Here is a 14,232-nt window from a genome sequence, read left to right as displayed (position 1 = left end):
GCTTAGCTGATTTATTAAATTTTATTCTACACGTCTTCCATCGAAGAAACGAACAATGCGTTTCGTTGTTTTTGCTATAAGTTCGTCGTGTGTTACCATTACTATTGTTGTACCTTCGTTATTCAACTCAAACAGTAGATCCATAATTTCCGTACCCATCTTGCTGTCAAGGTTTCCGGTAGGCTCATCGGCCAAAATGATTTGTGGATTGCCGATAATGGCACGAGCTATGGCTACACGCTGACACTGCCCTCCGGATAGTTGAGACGGGAAGTGTTTCATGCGGTGCGAAAGACCTACTTTCTCCAATACATGCTTTGCTAATTCGCGGCGGCTAGTGTCTCCAGACTTGCGATAAAGAAGTGGCAGTTCCACATTGTCGAGTACGTTTAGTGAATTTATAAGATGGAAACTTTGAAAAACAAACCCAAGTGTTTTGTTACGGAACTCCGCCATTTCTTTGTCTTTCATCTTGTTTGTTTCTGTACCATTGATGAGTACTTTGCCATTGGTTGCAACATCGAGTAGCCCCATGATATTTAGCATGGTACTTTTACCACAACCTGATGGGCCCATAACGGACAGAAAATCCCCTTTTTCGACTTCCAGATTTACATTTTCCAATGCTACTGTTTCTACTTCTTTCGTCCTATAAATTTTTGTAATCCCTTGTAAATTGATTATTGACATAGTGCTGATATTTTATGTATAATTATTTTTTTATTTACTTTTATACTCTTCCTAATCGAAGGAAGAGTATAAAAGATCTCCCTAAAATTATATTACCTATTATAGAATTAATTTATTTTTAATTTTTGCTTGTTTTTATACTGATTCATATCTGATATAATTACTTGCTCGCCTTTTTCGAGACCACTTATCACTTCTACATATTCGAAGCTGCTTTCGCCTAGTTTTATTTTTTTCTTTTCCGCTTCTCCATTTTTTACTACCCACAGCTCATATTCTCCGGCTCCTATATAATACGTCGAATTCGGAATTCGTAATACATCATCCTGTATCCCATGAGTAACATATACATCTGTTTTCAGACCACTTCTCAGGCGAGAATTACCTGAGTCTTTTAGCATAACGGTGAAATTAATTACCCCGTTCTTTACCGAAGGAGTTATATTTACGACTGTTCCTTCCAACTGCAACTGTCCGATTTTTATTATCGCTTTAGCTCCCGAACTGAGTTTCTCGGCATAGCTATCGGCTATTTCTGCCAATATCTTGAAGTGACTCAGGTCTGAGACAATAGCTATTTGTGTTCCGGCAGAAACTTGCGAACCTATTTGGTTATTTACATAGGTAAGCGTTGCTCTCTGAGGCGATAATATACGAGCATCTTTTAAGAGACGGGCACTTTCTGCCAGCGATTTTTCGAATATACTCAGGTCGAGTTGTTGGACTTTGACCTCGGCTGATGCATTTTTCTTCTCATTCACTATTTGTTCTTTTAGCTGCTGGAGCTCAAGCTTTGCTACTTCATAGTTTAATGCTGCTTGGCGTACCTTGTCAGAGGTACTTGCCCCTATGCTATCCAGATATCTTTCGTTTTTAAGCTCGGTTTGTAGTTGTTTGAGCTTCATATCCTTTACCTGTAACTGCATTTGAAGATCCGAAATTGTATTGTCGAGACTCACTTGAGACTGGATAAGTTTGCTTTTCTTCATTTCCTTTTCGTCCAGCTTCTGCTTGTAATCTGTTTCTATCGAGGCCAATTCGAGCTTTAAGATCGGTTCATCTTTGTTAACCGAATCTCCCGCTTCTTTATATACCTCCAGTATCCGGCTATTGATAGGCGATACAATAATTTCTTCGGTCAGAGGAATCACTTTGCCCGATGCATTTACCGTTACTTCGATTGTTCCTCTGTCAACAGTTCCTATAATTACATTTTTCGAAGAAATCGAACCTTGCAGAAAGTTTACTACGATAATAACTACTATTGCCAAACCTACTATAATAGCACCATATCCTATGATCTGTTTACGTCTTTCTTTGCGTTGCTCACTTAATGGTATCTCTCTGTCCATTTCTAATGTTTTATTATTCTACCTATTTATATCAAGTCGTATGCCGAAAATGTAAATTGTATATAATCAGCTGTTTATCGTTTTTGTAAATGTCCGATATCGGACGACTTGTTCGGAAGTAGTCATTCTTAAATGTTTGCTACAAAGAATCGGCAGGTGAATCTGTAATTGAATTCTCCATCGAAGATTATTTACAGAGAGAAAAAGTGTATATTTGAGGAGGTAAAATTTTATACTCTTTGCAAAATATAGACCCAAATGATAATTCGTGCATTAAAATATATTCGTTATGCGGGTGAACCTCGCGAATGGAGTATCGTAGGCAGTAATGATGATTATGCTTATTTTGATAATCTAAATCTTTTGGTGGGCAAAAACGCATCCGGAAAAAGCCGGACATTAAATCTTATAAGACAAATTGCGAACTTATTTTCGGGACAGATTAGTTTAAAACAAACTGTTAGTCCTAGCGAAAACTTTGAAATCATTTTTACTGAGGGTGAAAACACATATAAGTATATACTTGGCTTCAAAAACAGGACTATCATCACAGAGGTTCTGATGTTTGATGACAAAGTCTTATTGGATAGGGAAAAGAAGATATTCATCGATCTTGAAAATAATAGAGTTGAAGCGGATGTGTCAGATAATCAACTGGCCATTACTTTGCAAAACGACGAAGAGAAATCTTATTATGAAAGTTTTGTAGAGTGGGGGAGGTCTCTCCGAAATTACATGTTTGCAAACCAGTTGGAGAAAAAGAAATTGGTGAAGGACTACGTCGGGGAGGAAAACAATAAAGATATTGATGACCCGGAGACTTTGATTCACGCTTTCTACAAAGGGAGAGAGCTGTTCGGTGAAACCTTTATATCAGAGATTCTGTCGAGCATGCAGGATTTGGGCTATGATATTTCTAAAATCGATATAGAAGAGGTTGACGGACTTTACGGACTATGCGTTGAAGAAGATTGTAAATATACTGTTTCTCAACGTGAAATGTCTCAAGGCATGTATCGGGCTCTGTCTTTATTGATATTGTTGCATTATGCGAAATTGAAGAATATTTCATTTTGTATGTTGATTGATGATATTGGAGAAGGTCTTGATTTTGAAAGCTCGAAGAAAATAACAGACATCGTTATTAAGAAGGTGAACAAATCCAATATGCAATTCTTCATGACCACAAACGATCGCTACATTATGAATCAAATACCGCTTCGCTATTGGTCTGTAATAGGTAGGGACCATAGCAAATCGATATTCTACGATTATACAAATTCGAAAGATACTTTTGAAGACTTTAAATATACGGGACTTAATAACTTCGATTTTTTGGCCACAGACTTTTACCAGAAAGGTTTTGGCATTATGGATGAGGATAATAACGTTTGATGAGACGCATTGCTTTTTTCGTTGAAGGACAGACTGAGCAGATTTTTATAAATCGCTTGATAAAGGAAGTCTTTGGCTATAAACAGATTAATATTATTCAGAAACAATTTCGTGGAGGTTCTAATATACCCAAACAAGAGATTGTTCGGAACTCGTCATTTTCTCGAAATCCGAAGTATGAAGTGCTTATTTTTGATTGTGGCTCAGACAACAGGGTAAAATCGGAGATATTAGATAACATTTCTAACCTTCGACAAAGAGGGTATGAAATGATAATCGGTGTCCGTGATCTTTATCCTATACCGATAGATGATTTGGAGAAGCTGGAAAAAGGTTTACGCTTCTTGCCGAATAAGCTGAGAGCAGATGCTCCGTATTTTGATATTGTAATTGCAATACACGAAATAGAAGCGTGGTTTATGGCGGAAACGAATCACTTCAAGAGAATAGACAAACGGCTGACAGGACGATTTATAAAAGATAGGCTTGGGTTTGATCCTTATGTCATAAACTCAGAATCGAGAGTACATCCGGCTAAGGATCTGGATAATATCTACAGGCTTGTAGGCAAGTCGTATACAAAGAAATATAATGCTACGGTGAGAGTTGTAAATAAACTAGACTTTAATCGTCTCAGGCATCAGGTACGTTACGATGTCGGCTCTTTGAACAGGCTTTTAAGTGTGATCGATAACTTCAAAGGAAGTAAGAAATAGGCAGTTTTTTACTCTTGTCTTATTTCTGCTCTAGCGTTATTTCTACAATTTCGGGTTGTGCGAAAAAACGGAATGGAAATCCGCCCATACCAACGCCCGAAGTAACATATAATTTTGTTTTACCCTTTTCTTTCCAACCATACCTGTATTTTTGTCCCGTTTGCATATATTCAGGATGATTGGTTGCCGGCATAATGGGAGCATACAATCCAAAAAGAGTTATTTGTCCCCCATGTGTGTGACCCGATAGCATAAGGTCTACAAGGTCTGTGTCTAGCAATTCCATGTAGTCGGGGTTATGAGACAGCAATATGCAGAAGTTGTTTTGCTTCACATCACTGATCGTATTGTCTATAATCTGCACATCTTCCCAAAGATCTCCTACACCTCCGATTTTTATACTGTCATTACCTTCTTTTATCCAGTATGACTCATTGTCGCAGATATGAAAGCCACAATTGCTAAAGCCTTGCTGTATTAGCTTGGCATCTTCCCAGTGGTCATGATTGCCCAATACTGTGTATACTCCGTATTTACTTTTCAGCTTTCTTATTTCCTCAAAGAAAGGATGTGAGTATGTTGTGTCTTTTAAGGTATTATCCCCTCCGATAAACACCATGTCGGGGTTTCGTTCATTGATTCTCTCTACCAGACGTGCCACGTCTTTACCCGTGAAATATTTTCCGGAGTGAATGTCCGATACAAAGATTATCTTCTTTCCTACAAAAGCATCGGGAATATCTTTGCTTCGGAATGTCAGCTCTTTCAGCTTTATATTTCGTGCTTCCAGATAGCCATATATAAGACAGATACTGGCAACCATTACGGCTGCCAGCGAAAAATAAGCCAGATATTTCTTCCTCTTATTTGTCACTCCTATATTTGTTATCGTAGTCTTTTATAGAACGGCGTATAACCTCGTGTGCTGTTTTTACATCGTATGTGCCTGTAAGGATACATCGAGGAGACTTGTCTCCGGGTAAATCCTTATAGGTGGTAAAGTAGTGTTTCAGACGGTCTATTACCATTGGCGGTACGTCCGATATATCTTTGTATGCACCGTAGATAGCATCATTTTCGAGTACAGCAATAAGCTTATCATCGGCTTTGTTGTGATCTAATAATCTGAAACCTCCTATCGGTCTGGCTTTCACTATTATATCTCCATGTGTGATGTCTTTCTCAGTCAGAACGCAAATATCTACAGGGTCGTTATCTCCTTCTATATCAGTTCTTCCCAATTCATTGTTTGTAAGCTCTGCTACAAGGTCGGCACTATATGTTTGAGGGATAAACCCATAAAGGGCAGGGATGATGTTTGAGTACTTCTGTGGTCTGTCGATGCTAAGGTAACCGGTTTCTTTGTCAACCTCGTATTTAACTGTGTCGGTAGGTACTATTTCGATAAAGCATGTTACTACCTGAGGTGCATTGCTTCCGGCATTTATTCCATGCCATGGATGTGCTTTAAATTGATGGTCGTTCATAACAAATCTTAAAAACTTATAATGTATATCCTATTTTTGCTGCAAATTTAAAGCAATATTTTTGTTTCACCTAAAATACCGACTTTTATAACTCAATACCTTTCGGTTACGAATTTCCAAATTCAAATCACTATCTATAAAAAGGTAACAATATTTACAATATTCTGCTTTGCCGATTATTTGCTGTAACCAATTGATATATTACGTCTTGAAGCTGTATTTATTTGCAAAAGGTGACAAAAGTAACACCTTTCGAACCTTATTTCACTGTCACTTTATATCTTCCTTTACACTTGAATGAATATTCGGATAGAATTAATTTAATGATTTCTTATAATAGCGATGTTTTAGCTTACAATCTATTTTAATTATTTCAAAGATCTCTATAAGAGATAATTCTGATAAGAAAAAGCAATGTTGTAGACCTTCTTTTATCTATCATTTATAAATAAAATTTAATATGCCTCTACAATGCCTAAAAAGGTAATTTGTGGATTATATAAAAATTAACTAAATACTTTAAATCGTGAACTTTTCATTATCTTTGTGTTCGAATTTTTAGAACGTAATTTCATGAGCGATGACAAACAAAGGTTGCTCGACGAGCGATACATGAGAATGGCGGCTATTTGGGCCGAAAATTCGTACTGTAAGCGCAGAAAAGTAGGAGCCCTTATTGTAAAAGATAAAATGATTATATCCGATGGGTATAATGGTACTCCTTCAGGATTTGAGAATATTTGCGAAGATGAAAACAACGAAACCAAAGCATATGTTCTGCATGCCGAAGCTAATGCAATCACGAAAGTAGCCTGTTCGCATAACAGTAGTCTTGGGGCTACAATGTATGTGACTACATCGCCTTGCATAGAATGTGCAAAACTTATAATTCAGGCGGGCATAACGCGGGTTGTGTATAATCAGAAATATCGGCGTACAGATGGAGCTTCTCTTCTCGAACGTGCGGGAGTAGAGGTCGTATTTATAGATATAGAAACTAACACAGAGGGATCGGAAGATTAAATGGAAAGCGATAAGAACTTGAACAACAATTGGGAAGGGACAAACAGCAAAATGGCAGAGAACAATAATAGTAGTAAAACTAAAAAAGGAGGAAGGGGTATTTATATCTGGCTTCCGTTGTGCATTGCTGTAAGTGTTGCTGTTGGTATCTTTATAGGAAATGCTTATTCTATATTTGGTTCGGGAAGCGGATTTTTAGGGCGAAAAGGCAATAAGCTCGACGTTGTACTCGACTATATCAATAAGTCTTATGTGGATACGGTAAATGTAGATGCGCTGATCGAAAATGCTATACCAACCGTATTGGCCGGATTAGATCCGCACTCAGATTATATTAGTGCAGATATTATGAACCGCAAAGATGACGAACTGGAAGGTCATTTTAGTGGTATCGGTGTTGAGTTTATTATATTGAATGATACGCTGACAATTGTAAAAGCCATACCGGGAGGACCTTCTGAAGCTGTCGGTATACAGGCCGGAGACAGAGTTGTAACTGTGAATGACTCTCTGTTTGTGGGCAAAGGAATAAATGAAAATAAAGTGTACAGCACACTCAAAGGACCTGAAAAGACCCAGATCAAAATAGGGGTGAGGAGACAAGGGCGTGATGAGTTGATTCCATTTGTAGTAACCAGAGCCTTTGTGCCGGTGAAGAGTGTGGATGCATCCTACAAGCTTGATAATAAGATAGGATACATAAAGGTAAGTAAGTTTGGCAGCACAACATATAACGAATTTATTTCGGCAATAGCTAAATTGAAAAGTCAGGGTTGTGAATCTTTTGTTGTAGACTTGCAACAAAACACAGGAGGATACATGGAAGCTGCCATAATGATGGTGAATGAATTCCTTGCCAACGGAGAGCTTATCTTGTATACTGAAGGAAGAGCTTATCCTCGTGAAAATTATTATGCTGATAATTCGGGTACATGCAAGCAAAGCCAGATTGTGGTTCTTCTCGATGAAACAAGTGCATCAGCCAGTGAGATATTTGCCGGAGCTATACAGGATAACGATAGAGGCTTGATCGTCGGTCGCCGTTCGTTTGGTAAAGGATTGGTACAGGCTCAATATAAGTTCAACGATGGTTCTGCTATGCGACTCACAATTGCCCGATATCATACACCGTCTGGTAGATGTGTACAGAAGGCATACGAAAAGGGAGACCGTCAGACATATAGTATGGACTTGTATAACAGATATAGCCGAGGAGAATTTGACAATAGAGATAGTATCAAGTTCGATAATCTACCTCTTTTCCATACTCTTTCGGGAAGACCGGTGTATGGTGACGATGGCGTTTTATCCGATGTTTTTGTTCCTCGCGATACGACAGGTATCAATTCGTACTACATGCGAGTAGCGAATAAAGGGTTGCTCAGAGAGTTTAGCTATGTGTATACCGAAAAGAACAGAGATAAACTGAAGAGCTTTAAAACATGGACTGATGCTGCAAAATATTTATCTACACAGCCTATTGTCGATAATTTTGCAGACTATGCCTATACAAAGGGAATCCGTAAACAGCCATATTTGATAGATGAATCGCGCAAGCTTCTTCAAACACAGCTCGAAGCATTTATTATACGCAATTTCTTCAGCGAAGACAATTTCTATGAAATGTTCCAAAGAGATGAGCAGATGATAAAAGAAGCGGTAAGATTGCTCAAGGCTAATAAGGCTACGCCTGATGCCATAAAGAAAGGAGCATATAAATAATGAGGATTGGTTATGATATAATATAAAATAGAAGGATAAAAGTAGAACTCTACTTTTATCCTTTTTTCTTGTATTCGTTCTATTTAAGTAGAAATTAGAAAAAGAAATGTATTTTTGTTGAAGGAATTAATTATACAAACAAAATATCTCCAACGGAACAAAGAAAATAAAGAATGAATATAGCACAGCAAAAAGAAAAACTGAGAAAAGAAATATCCTTGTTAAAGAAACAATATTCGGCTGACGACCTACACAATCGTTCGGAAGAAGTATTATCGGTTTTGGAAATAACAGGAGCATTTCAGCAGGCAAAAACTATATTTATTTATAATAGTATGGGGGATGAGGTACAGACCCTCGATTTTATAAACCGTTGGAGTGCTGAAAAGAATTTCTACTTGCCAGTTGTGGTTAAGGATGATATTGTTTTCAGAAAATATGTTCAGGATACCACATTGAAGCAATCTTCGTATGGTATAATGGAACCATTGGGTGATAATTTTACCGATTATAAAAAGGTGGATTTAATTATTGTCCCCGGTGTAGCCTTCGATCGAAAGATGGGGCGTCTGGGCAGAGGTAGGGGGTATTACGATCGCTTCTTGTCTCTCGTTTCGGCTCCTAAAATGGGTATATGTTTCGAATTCCAACTTCTGGATACTATCCCTGTTGATACGAATGATATAAAGATGGATTATATTGTCTCTGAAAATGAATTTATTTGGAAATAAAGAAATATTATTTCATTTAATTATGAGTTTAAGGGGATATATTAAATAAATAAAAAATCCATATATTTGCGTTCTGAAAATAAGTTTATTCTCCATATTATTTAATCTATGTCTATAATCATTAAGGAGGTTAAAGAAGATGATAAAGCTTTGAAAAAAGCATTTATTAAATTTCCTACCGATGTTCTTTATAAAAATTCTCCATATTATGTACCTTCTCTCGTTCTGGATGAACTGGGTACGTTGAATGAAAAAGAGAATCCCGCATTCGATTTTTGTGAAAAACAATTGTTTTTGGCATATAGAGATGGCGAGATCGTTGGCCGTATTGCCGGTATTATAAATCACACAGCGAATGAAATCTGGAATCAAAAAAATGCACGCTTCGGATTTGTTGATTTTATCGACGACAACGAGGTTGTAGATGCCTTGTTCGATGCGGCAGGGAAGTGGGCGAAAGCCAAAGGTATGAATGTTATAGTAGGACCTATGGGCTTTACCGATTTAGATCACGAAGGCTTGCTGATTGAAGGTTACGACCGAGAGTCGACAATGTCTACAACATATAGTTATCCGTATTACAGAGAGCAGATAGAACGCCTCGGATTTGAGAAGGACGCCGACTGGAATGAATATCGGATACCTGTTCCTGATTCTGTTCCTGAAAGGCATCAGCGTATCGCTAATATGGTGATGCAGCGATATGGTTTGAAGGTACTTAAATTTAAAAGCCTAAAACAAATAACGCCATACGTAAGTAAGATATTTGAACTGTTGAATGTTGCTTATAAGCCTTTATATGGCTTTGCTCCATTGACACAACGTCAGATAGACTACTATGTGAAAATGTATGTGCCATTGCTTCGCTGGGATTTGGTATCGATAATAATTAAAGAAGATACCGATGAGGTAGTTGGATTTGGTATAGCTATGCCGAGCCTTTCTCGCGGACTTATTAAATCTCGCGGACGATTCCTTCCATTTGGTTGGATAAATCTTTTGAGGGATCTCAAAAGCAAGAAAAATCCAGTCGTAGACCTTCTGCTGATTGGTATCTCGCCCGAATATCAAGGAAAAGGTGTAAACGCTATCATCTTTAACGATTTTATACCATCAGCACATAAGTGTGGCTTCAAGTTTGCAGAATCAAATCCCGAGTTGGAGATGAACAACAAGGTTGCTTCTCTTTGGGACGGATTCAATGCTGAGAATCATAAGAAAAGAAGAGCATATAAGAAAAATATATAAATAGAAAAAGGATTGTCTCGGTAGGCAATCCTTTTCTTTTTCTACTGTCTCTTTTTACATTACTACCCTCGAGTATGGAGCAGCATCCATAGAGCAAAAATCTTTGTCTAAATACTTAAAATAACCGGTAATGGCTATCATTGCCGCATTATCTGTTGTATATCCAAAAGGAGGGATATGTATTTTCCAGCCATAACGTTTTGCATGATCTTCGAAAGCTGTACGAAGCCCCGAGTTTGCAGATACTCCTCCGGCTACGGCAACCTCATTTATATTGTAATCTTTGGCTACTCGTCTGAGTTGTTCCATCAGTACATCTATGATTGTCTTTTGTAATGACGCACAAAGATCTTCTTTATTCTTATCAATAAAGTCAGGGTCTTTTTTCAGTTCATCCCTCAAGAGGTATAGAAAAGAAGTTTTCAATCCGCTAAAGCTGTAATTATAACCCGGTATATGCGGCTTATTCAATTTAAACTTGGTAGGATCGCCTTCTTTTGCCAATCGGTCAACAACAGGTCCTCCGGGATAACCCAGTCCCATCACTTTCGCACACTTGTCAAAAGCTTCGCCGGCGGCATCGTCGATTGTTTGTCCTACTATCTCCATTTCGTTGTATGACTTCACAAGAATTATTTGTGAATTTCCACCCGAAACCAGTAGGCACAAAAATGGATATTGTGGTTGGTTATCATCGTCTTTATTCTCTTTGATAAAGTGAGCCAAAACATGTCCGTGCAGGTGGTTAACATCAACCATCGGTATATTTAGTGCCGACGATAGCCCTTTAGCAAAAGATGTACCCACAAGCAACGAACCCATAAGTCCCGGACCTCGGGTAAAGGCAATTGCGGACAGATCTTCTTTGTTGACTCCGGCCTTTTTTAAAGCCTGATCTACCACCGGTATAATGTTTTGCTGGTGTGCTCGTGAAGCCAATTCGGGAACAACACCCCCGTAACTTTCATGAACCTTCTGGCTGGATATTACATTTGACAAAAGCACCCCGTCTTGTATAACGGCTGCTGCAGTATCGTCACAGGAAGATTCTATTCCTAATATAGTTATCATTCGTTGGATTTATTTTTTTTTCTATAATAGACTATGCTTATTACTTGCGCCAAAATATATAATATATTGTTACATTCTTAGTTATAACATTATGCATATATGTTTGTTTATAAAGCGGAACAAAATTAAAAAATATAAATTATCTTCGCAAAGAAGAAATCTTAAAAGGGAATAAATGAAAAATATAACTTACTTATTAGGTTTTATTATAATATCTTTCATCGGCTGTTCGGGCACGGTGAAGAGCGACAACAGGCATTCAGCACAAGAGAGAGTATCCATTATACGCTTCGATAAAGATATATACAATTATATACAACACCCTGATGCCGCAACAGAAAAATCTCTGACCGAAAAATATCCCTTGTTGCTTCCTGCTTTTGGGCAAATCGCCATGAAGACCAGCGATCAAGCGACGTTTTTTCCTCAACTTAGAGATTACTTTGCGAATGAAGACTTACTCAAAATATATCAGGATGTATCTACAAAATATGCAGACGTATCTGTATATGAAGATAAGTTGACTGCGGTAAACGCTTTGGTAGAAGAAAATTTTCCCGGTAAAAAACTACCTCGGTTAGCGATGCATGTCTCAGGTTTCAGAGCAAATGTAATTATCGTAAACAATCTTATATCTCTCTCGATAGACAAGTATTTGGGTAGTGACTATCCGGCTTATCAAAGTTTCTTTCAACCATACGAACGCCTTCAAATGCAGTCTGAGGATATTGTAAAGGATTATATCAAAGCTTGGCTGATAAGTGATATTATAAAACCTGCCGATCACGAAACTCTTCTGTCTGCTATGATAGATGAAGGTAAAATTTTGTATGCACTATCCATTCTGCTTCCCGGTGAGGATACCGACAATCTGATAGGATATACATCCCAACAATCAGCTTGGTGCAAGAATAACGAGAAAGATATTTGGCAGAAAATAGTAAAAGAAAACTATCTTTATTCTACCGATCACATGCTTATCACTCGTCTCACCAATGATGCCGCTTCTACAACCGTAGTATCACCGCAGTCTCCGGGGCGTGTAGGTGCATGGATAGGCTGGCAGATCGTAAATCAGTATGCCAATAAGAAGGGATTCTTGCTGGAAGATATATTATCTATGGATGCGCAAACAATTTTGAAAGGCGCCAAATATAACCCGTAAAAAGTTATTAACATCTTGTTCAAAACTTAAGTCTCCATTCAATATTATTTATTTTATCTTTGAATAAAATTTATGGAAAGGGGAGTTCAGATAAATGGCAGAGTCAAATTTTAGGAATCAGGGAAAACGCAAACCAAAGGAAACAACTTTAGTTCCGGATATAGGAAAAATACAACCACAGGCCAGAGAGTTGGAAGAGGCCATACTCGGAGCTCTAATGCTAGAGAAAGATGCTTATTCGGTTGTTAGTGATAGTCTTAAACCAGAAAGTTTTTACGATTCCATTCATCAGATTATATACAGAGCAATAGTAGATCTGGCTGTACGTCAGGCACCGATCGATATGCTTACTGTTGTCGAACAATTACGCAAAGATGGAGAATTGGAGACAGTGGGAGGGCCTGTATATATAGCTCAGTTGACCGAAAAAGTGGCATCTGCTGCCCATATCGAATTTCATGCCCGTATTATAGCTCAAAAATATCTTGCGCGCGAACTTATCTCTTTTTCCTCAAATGTTACAAGTAAAGCATTTGATGAAACAGTAGATGTCGACGACCTCATGCAGGAAGCTGAGAGCAAACTGTTCGAGATATCGCAGGGCAATGTGAAGAAGGATGTGACGCAGATCAATCCGGTCATCAAAGAAGCCTTACATTTACTTGAAATAGCGGCAAACCGTCCTGAAGGGCTAAGCGGTCTGGAAACAGGGTTTACTCCGCTGGACAAGATAACTTCGGGTTGGCAAAACTCCGACTTGGTAATTATTGCAGCTCGTCCGGCGATGGGTAAAACCGCATTCGTGTTGTCAATGGCCAAAAATATGGCTGTGTCTTATAAATATCCGGTAGCATTATTCTCTCTCGAGATGTCGAACGTACAGCTCGTAAACCGTCTGATCGTCAATACATGCGAAATACCGGGCGAAAAGATAAAGAATGGGCAGTTACTCCCTTATGAGTGGGAACAGCTCGATTTCAAAATAAAAGAGCTTTACGACGCACCGTTATTTATAGATGATACCCCGAGTTTGTCAGTTTTCGAACTGAGGACAAAAGCACGCCGTCTGGTCCGTGAGCATGGCGTTAGGATTATCATAATTGACTACCTCCAGCTAATGAATGCCAGCGGTATGAATTATGGTAGCCGCGAACAAGAGGTGAGTATGATATCTCGCTCATTGAAAGGATTAGCAAAAGAATTAAACATCCCAATCATTGCCCTTTCGCAGCTTAACCGTGGGGTTGAGGGGCGTACAGGAGCAGAAGGAAAGCGTCCGCAATTGTCTGACCTCCGTGAATCGGGAGCTATCGAGCAGGATGCCGATATGGTATGTTTTATCCACCGCCCTGAATATTATAAAATATTAGAAGATGATAAAGGTAACTCCTTGATAGGTCTTGCCGAAATTATTATAGCAAAGCATCGTAATGGTGCTACAGGCGATGTATTGTTACGCTTCAAGAGCGAATTTGCCCGTTTTCAAAATATTGATGACGATTATAATTTTGGAGCAGGTCAGCAGTTCTCATCTAAGATCAACAATCACCCTGTGGCAGAACAACCACCACACCCTATGCAAGGAGGTGGTAATGACTTTGTTCCTTTCTAGCCCGAACAGAATACACATCT

Annotated in this window: 13 protein-coding genes; 8 read left to right on the top strand and 5 right to left on the bottom strand. The window is 38.4% G+C overall.

The genetic code is table 11. From position 1 onward, the window contains the following. Positions 1–21: 21 nt before the first annotated feature. Both B3P17_RS10395 and B3P17_RS10390 read right to left on the bottom strand, forming a co-directional pair. On the bottom strand, positions 22–690 hold the full coding sequence (locus B3P17_RS10395) for an ABC transporter ATP-binding protein (RefSeq protein ID WP_006842871.1): 669 nt from the start codon (positions 688–690) through the stop codon (positions 22–24). 107 nt (positions 691–797) lie between these two features. After that, positions 798–2,042, bottom strand: coding sequence for an efflux RND transporter periplasmic adaptor subunit (locus tag B3P17_RS10390; protein WP_252638138.1), 1,245 nt, complete (start codon positions 2,040–2,042; stop codon positions 798–800). Between the two features lie 258 nt (positions 2,043–2,300). Here B3P17_RS10390 and B3P17_RS10385 point away from each other — a divergent pair, with 258 nt between their 5' ends. Then, positions 2,301–3,437, top strand: coding sequence for an AAA family ATPase (locus tag B3P17_RS10385; RefSeq protein ID WP_252638136.1), 1,137 nt, complete (start codon positions 2,301–2,303; stop codon positions 3,435–3,437). Continuing rightward, a complete protein-coding gene (locus B3P17_RS10380; RefSeq protein ID WP_252638134.1) occupies positions 3,437–4,153 on the top strand; it encodes a DUF4276 family protein in 717 nt (238 codons plus the stop codon). The genes B3P17_RS10385 and B3P17_RS10380 overlap by 1 nt, the downstream gene beginning before the upstream one ends. A gap of 19 nt (positions 4,154–4,172) precedes the next feature. Here B3P17_RS10380 and B3P17_RS10375 read toward each other — a convergent pair whose 3' ends face one another. Both B3P17_RS10375 and B3P17_RS10370 read right to left on the bottom strand, forming a co-directional pair. Further along, entirely contained in the window at positions 4,173–5,027 is an 855-nt protein-coding gene (locus B3P17_RS10375; RefSeq protein WP_252638132.1) for a metallophosphoesterase, read from the bottom strand. Next, on the bottom strand, positions 5,017–5,640 hold the full coding sequence (locus B3P17_RS10370) for an inorganic pyrophosphatase (protein ID WP_135105191.1): 624 nt from the start codon (positions 5,638–5,640) through the stop codon (positions 5,017–5,019). Before B3P17_RS10370 ends, B3P17_RS10375 begins: the two co-directional genes overlap by 11 nt. Positions 5,641–6,213: 573 nt before the next feature. Between B3P17_RS10370 and B3P17_RS10365 the strand changes: the two genes are divergently transcribed. The 4 genes from B3P17_RS10365 to B3P17_RS10350 all read left to right on the top strand — a co-directional run bounded on the left by B3P17_RS10365 (position 6,214) and on the right by B3P17_RS10350 (position 10,364). Beyond that, positions 6,214–6,663 carry a deoxycytidylate deaminase gene (locus tag B3P17_RS10365; RefSeq protein WP_006842865.1) on the top strand — a complete coding sequence of 150 codons (450 nt, stop codon included), beginning with the start codon at positions 6,214–6,216 and terminating at the stop codon, positions 6,661–6,663. After that, a complete protein-coding gene (locus B3P17_RS10360; RefSeq protein ID WP_252638131.1) occupies positions 6,664–8,385 on the top strand; it encodes a S41 family peptidase in 1,722 nt (573 codons plus the stop codon). It abuts the gene before it with no gap. A 173-nt stretch (positions 8,386–8,558) separates the two neighbouring features. Continuing rightward, the gene (locus tag B3P17_RS10355) at positions 8,559–9,116 is read left to right on the top strand and encodes a 5-formyltetrahydrofolate cyclo-ligase (RefSeq protein ID WP_252638130.1); all 558 of its coding nucleotides are present in this window, start codon (positions 8,559–8,561) and stop codon (positions 9,114–9,116) included. A 108-nt stretch (positions 9,117–9,224) separates the two neighbouring features. Beyond that, complete coding sequence (locus B3P17_RS10350) at positions 9,225–10,364, top strand: hypothetical protein (protein ID WP_252638129.1); 1,140 nt, start codon at positions 9,225–9,227, stop codon at positions 10,362–10,364. A 54-nt stretch (positions 10,365–10,418) separates the two neighbouring features. Here the strand turns inward: B3P17_RS10350 and tsaD are convergent, their stop codons facing one another. Continuing rightward, positions 10,419–11,435 carry a tRNA (adenosine(37)-N6)-threonylcarbamoyltransferase complex transferase subunit TsaD gene (gene tsaD / locus B3P17_RS10345; protein WP_252638128.1) on the bottom strand — a complete coding sequence of 339 codons (1,017 nt, stop codon included), beginning with the start codon at positions 11,433–11,435 and terminating at the stop codon, positions 10,419–10,421. Between the two features lie 175 nt (positions 11,436–11,610). On the opposite strand from tsaD, the gene B3P17_RS10340 reads away from it, so the two are divergent. Together B3P17_RS10340 and dnaB are read left to right on the top strand one after the other, a co-directional pair. Then, positions 11,611–12,600: a hypothetical protein gene (locus B3P17_RS10340; protein WP_252638126.1), complete on the top strand. Its 990-nt coding sequence runs from the start codon at positions 11,611–11,613 to the stop codon at positions 12,598–12,600. 94 nt (positions 12,601–12,694) lie between these two features. Next, the gene (gene dnaB / locus B3P17_RS10335) at positions 12,695–14,212 is read left to right on the top strand and encodes a replicative DNA helicase (RefSeq protein WP_291105382.1); all 1,518 of its coding nucleotides are present in this window, start codon (positions 12,695–12,697) and stop codon (positions 14,210–14,212) included. Positions 14,213–14,232 lie beyond the last annotated feature (20 nt).

This window comes from Dysgonomonas sp. UBA7630, from assembly GCF_002483985.1.
Taxonomy (GTDB): Bacteria; Bacteroidota; Bacteroidia; order Bacteroidales; family Dysgonomonadaceae; genus Dysgonomonas.
This window is presented reverse-complemented; position numbering and strand designations above follow the sequence as displayed.

Excerpts from the sequence above, each read along its gene's own strand:
- B3P17_RS10395 (WP_006842871.1), bottom strand. The coding sequence starts at position 690 with ATGTCAATAATCAATTTACAAGGGATTACAAAAATTTATAGGACGAAA.
- B3P17_RS10390 (WP_252638138.1), bottom strand. The coding sequence starts at position 2,042 with ATGGACAGAGAGATACCATTAAGTGAGCAACGCAAAGAAAGACGTAAA.
- B3P17_RS10385 (WP_252638136.1), top strand. The coding sequence starts at position 2,301 with ATGATAATTCGTGCATTAAAATATATTCGTTATGCGGGTGAACCTCGC.
- B3P17_RS10380 (WP_252638134.1), top strand. The coding sequence starts at position 3,437 with ATGAGACGCATTGCTTTTTTCGTTGAAGGACAGACTGAGCAGATTTTT.
- B3P17_RS10370 (WP_135105191.1), bottom strand. The coding sequence starts at position 5,640 with ATGAACGACCATCAATTTAAAGCACATCCATGGCATGGAATAAATGCC.
- B3P17_RS10365 (WP_006842865.1), top strand. The coding sequence starts at position 6,214 with ATGAGCGATGACAAACAAAGGTTGCTCGACGAGCGATACATGAGAATG.
- B3P17_RS10360 (WP_252638131.1), top strand. The coding sequence starts at position 6,664 with ATGGAAAGCGATAAGAACTTGAACAACAATTGGGAAGGGACAAACAGC.
- B3P17_RS10355 (WP_252638130.1), top strand. The coding sequence starts at position 8,559 with ATGAATATAGCACAGCAAAAAGAAAAACTGAGAAAAGAAATATCCTTG.
- B3P17_RS10350 (WP_252638129.1), top strand. The coding sequence starts at position 9,225 with ATGTCTATAATCATTAAGGAGGTTAAAGAAGATGATAAAGCTTTGAAA.
- tsaD (WP_252638128.1), bottom strand. The coding sequence starts at position 11,435 with ATGATAACTATATTAGGAATAGAATCTTCCTGTGACGATACTGCAGCA.
- B3P17_RS10340 (WP_252638126.1), top strand. The coding sequence starts at position 11,611 with ATGAAAAATATAACTTACTTATTAGGTTTTATTATAATATCTTTCATC.
- dnaB (WP_291105382.1), top strand. The coding sequence starts at position 12,695 with ATGGCAGAGTCAAATTTTAGGAATCAGGGAAAACGCAAACCAAAGGAA.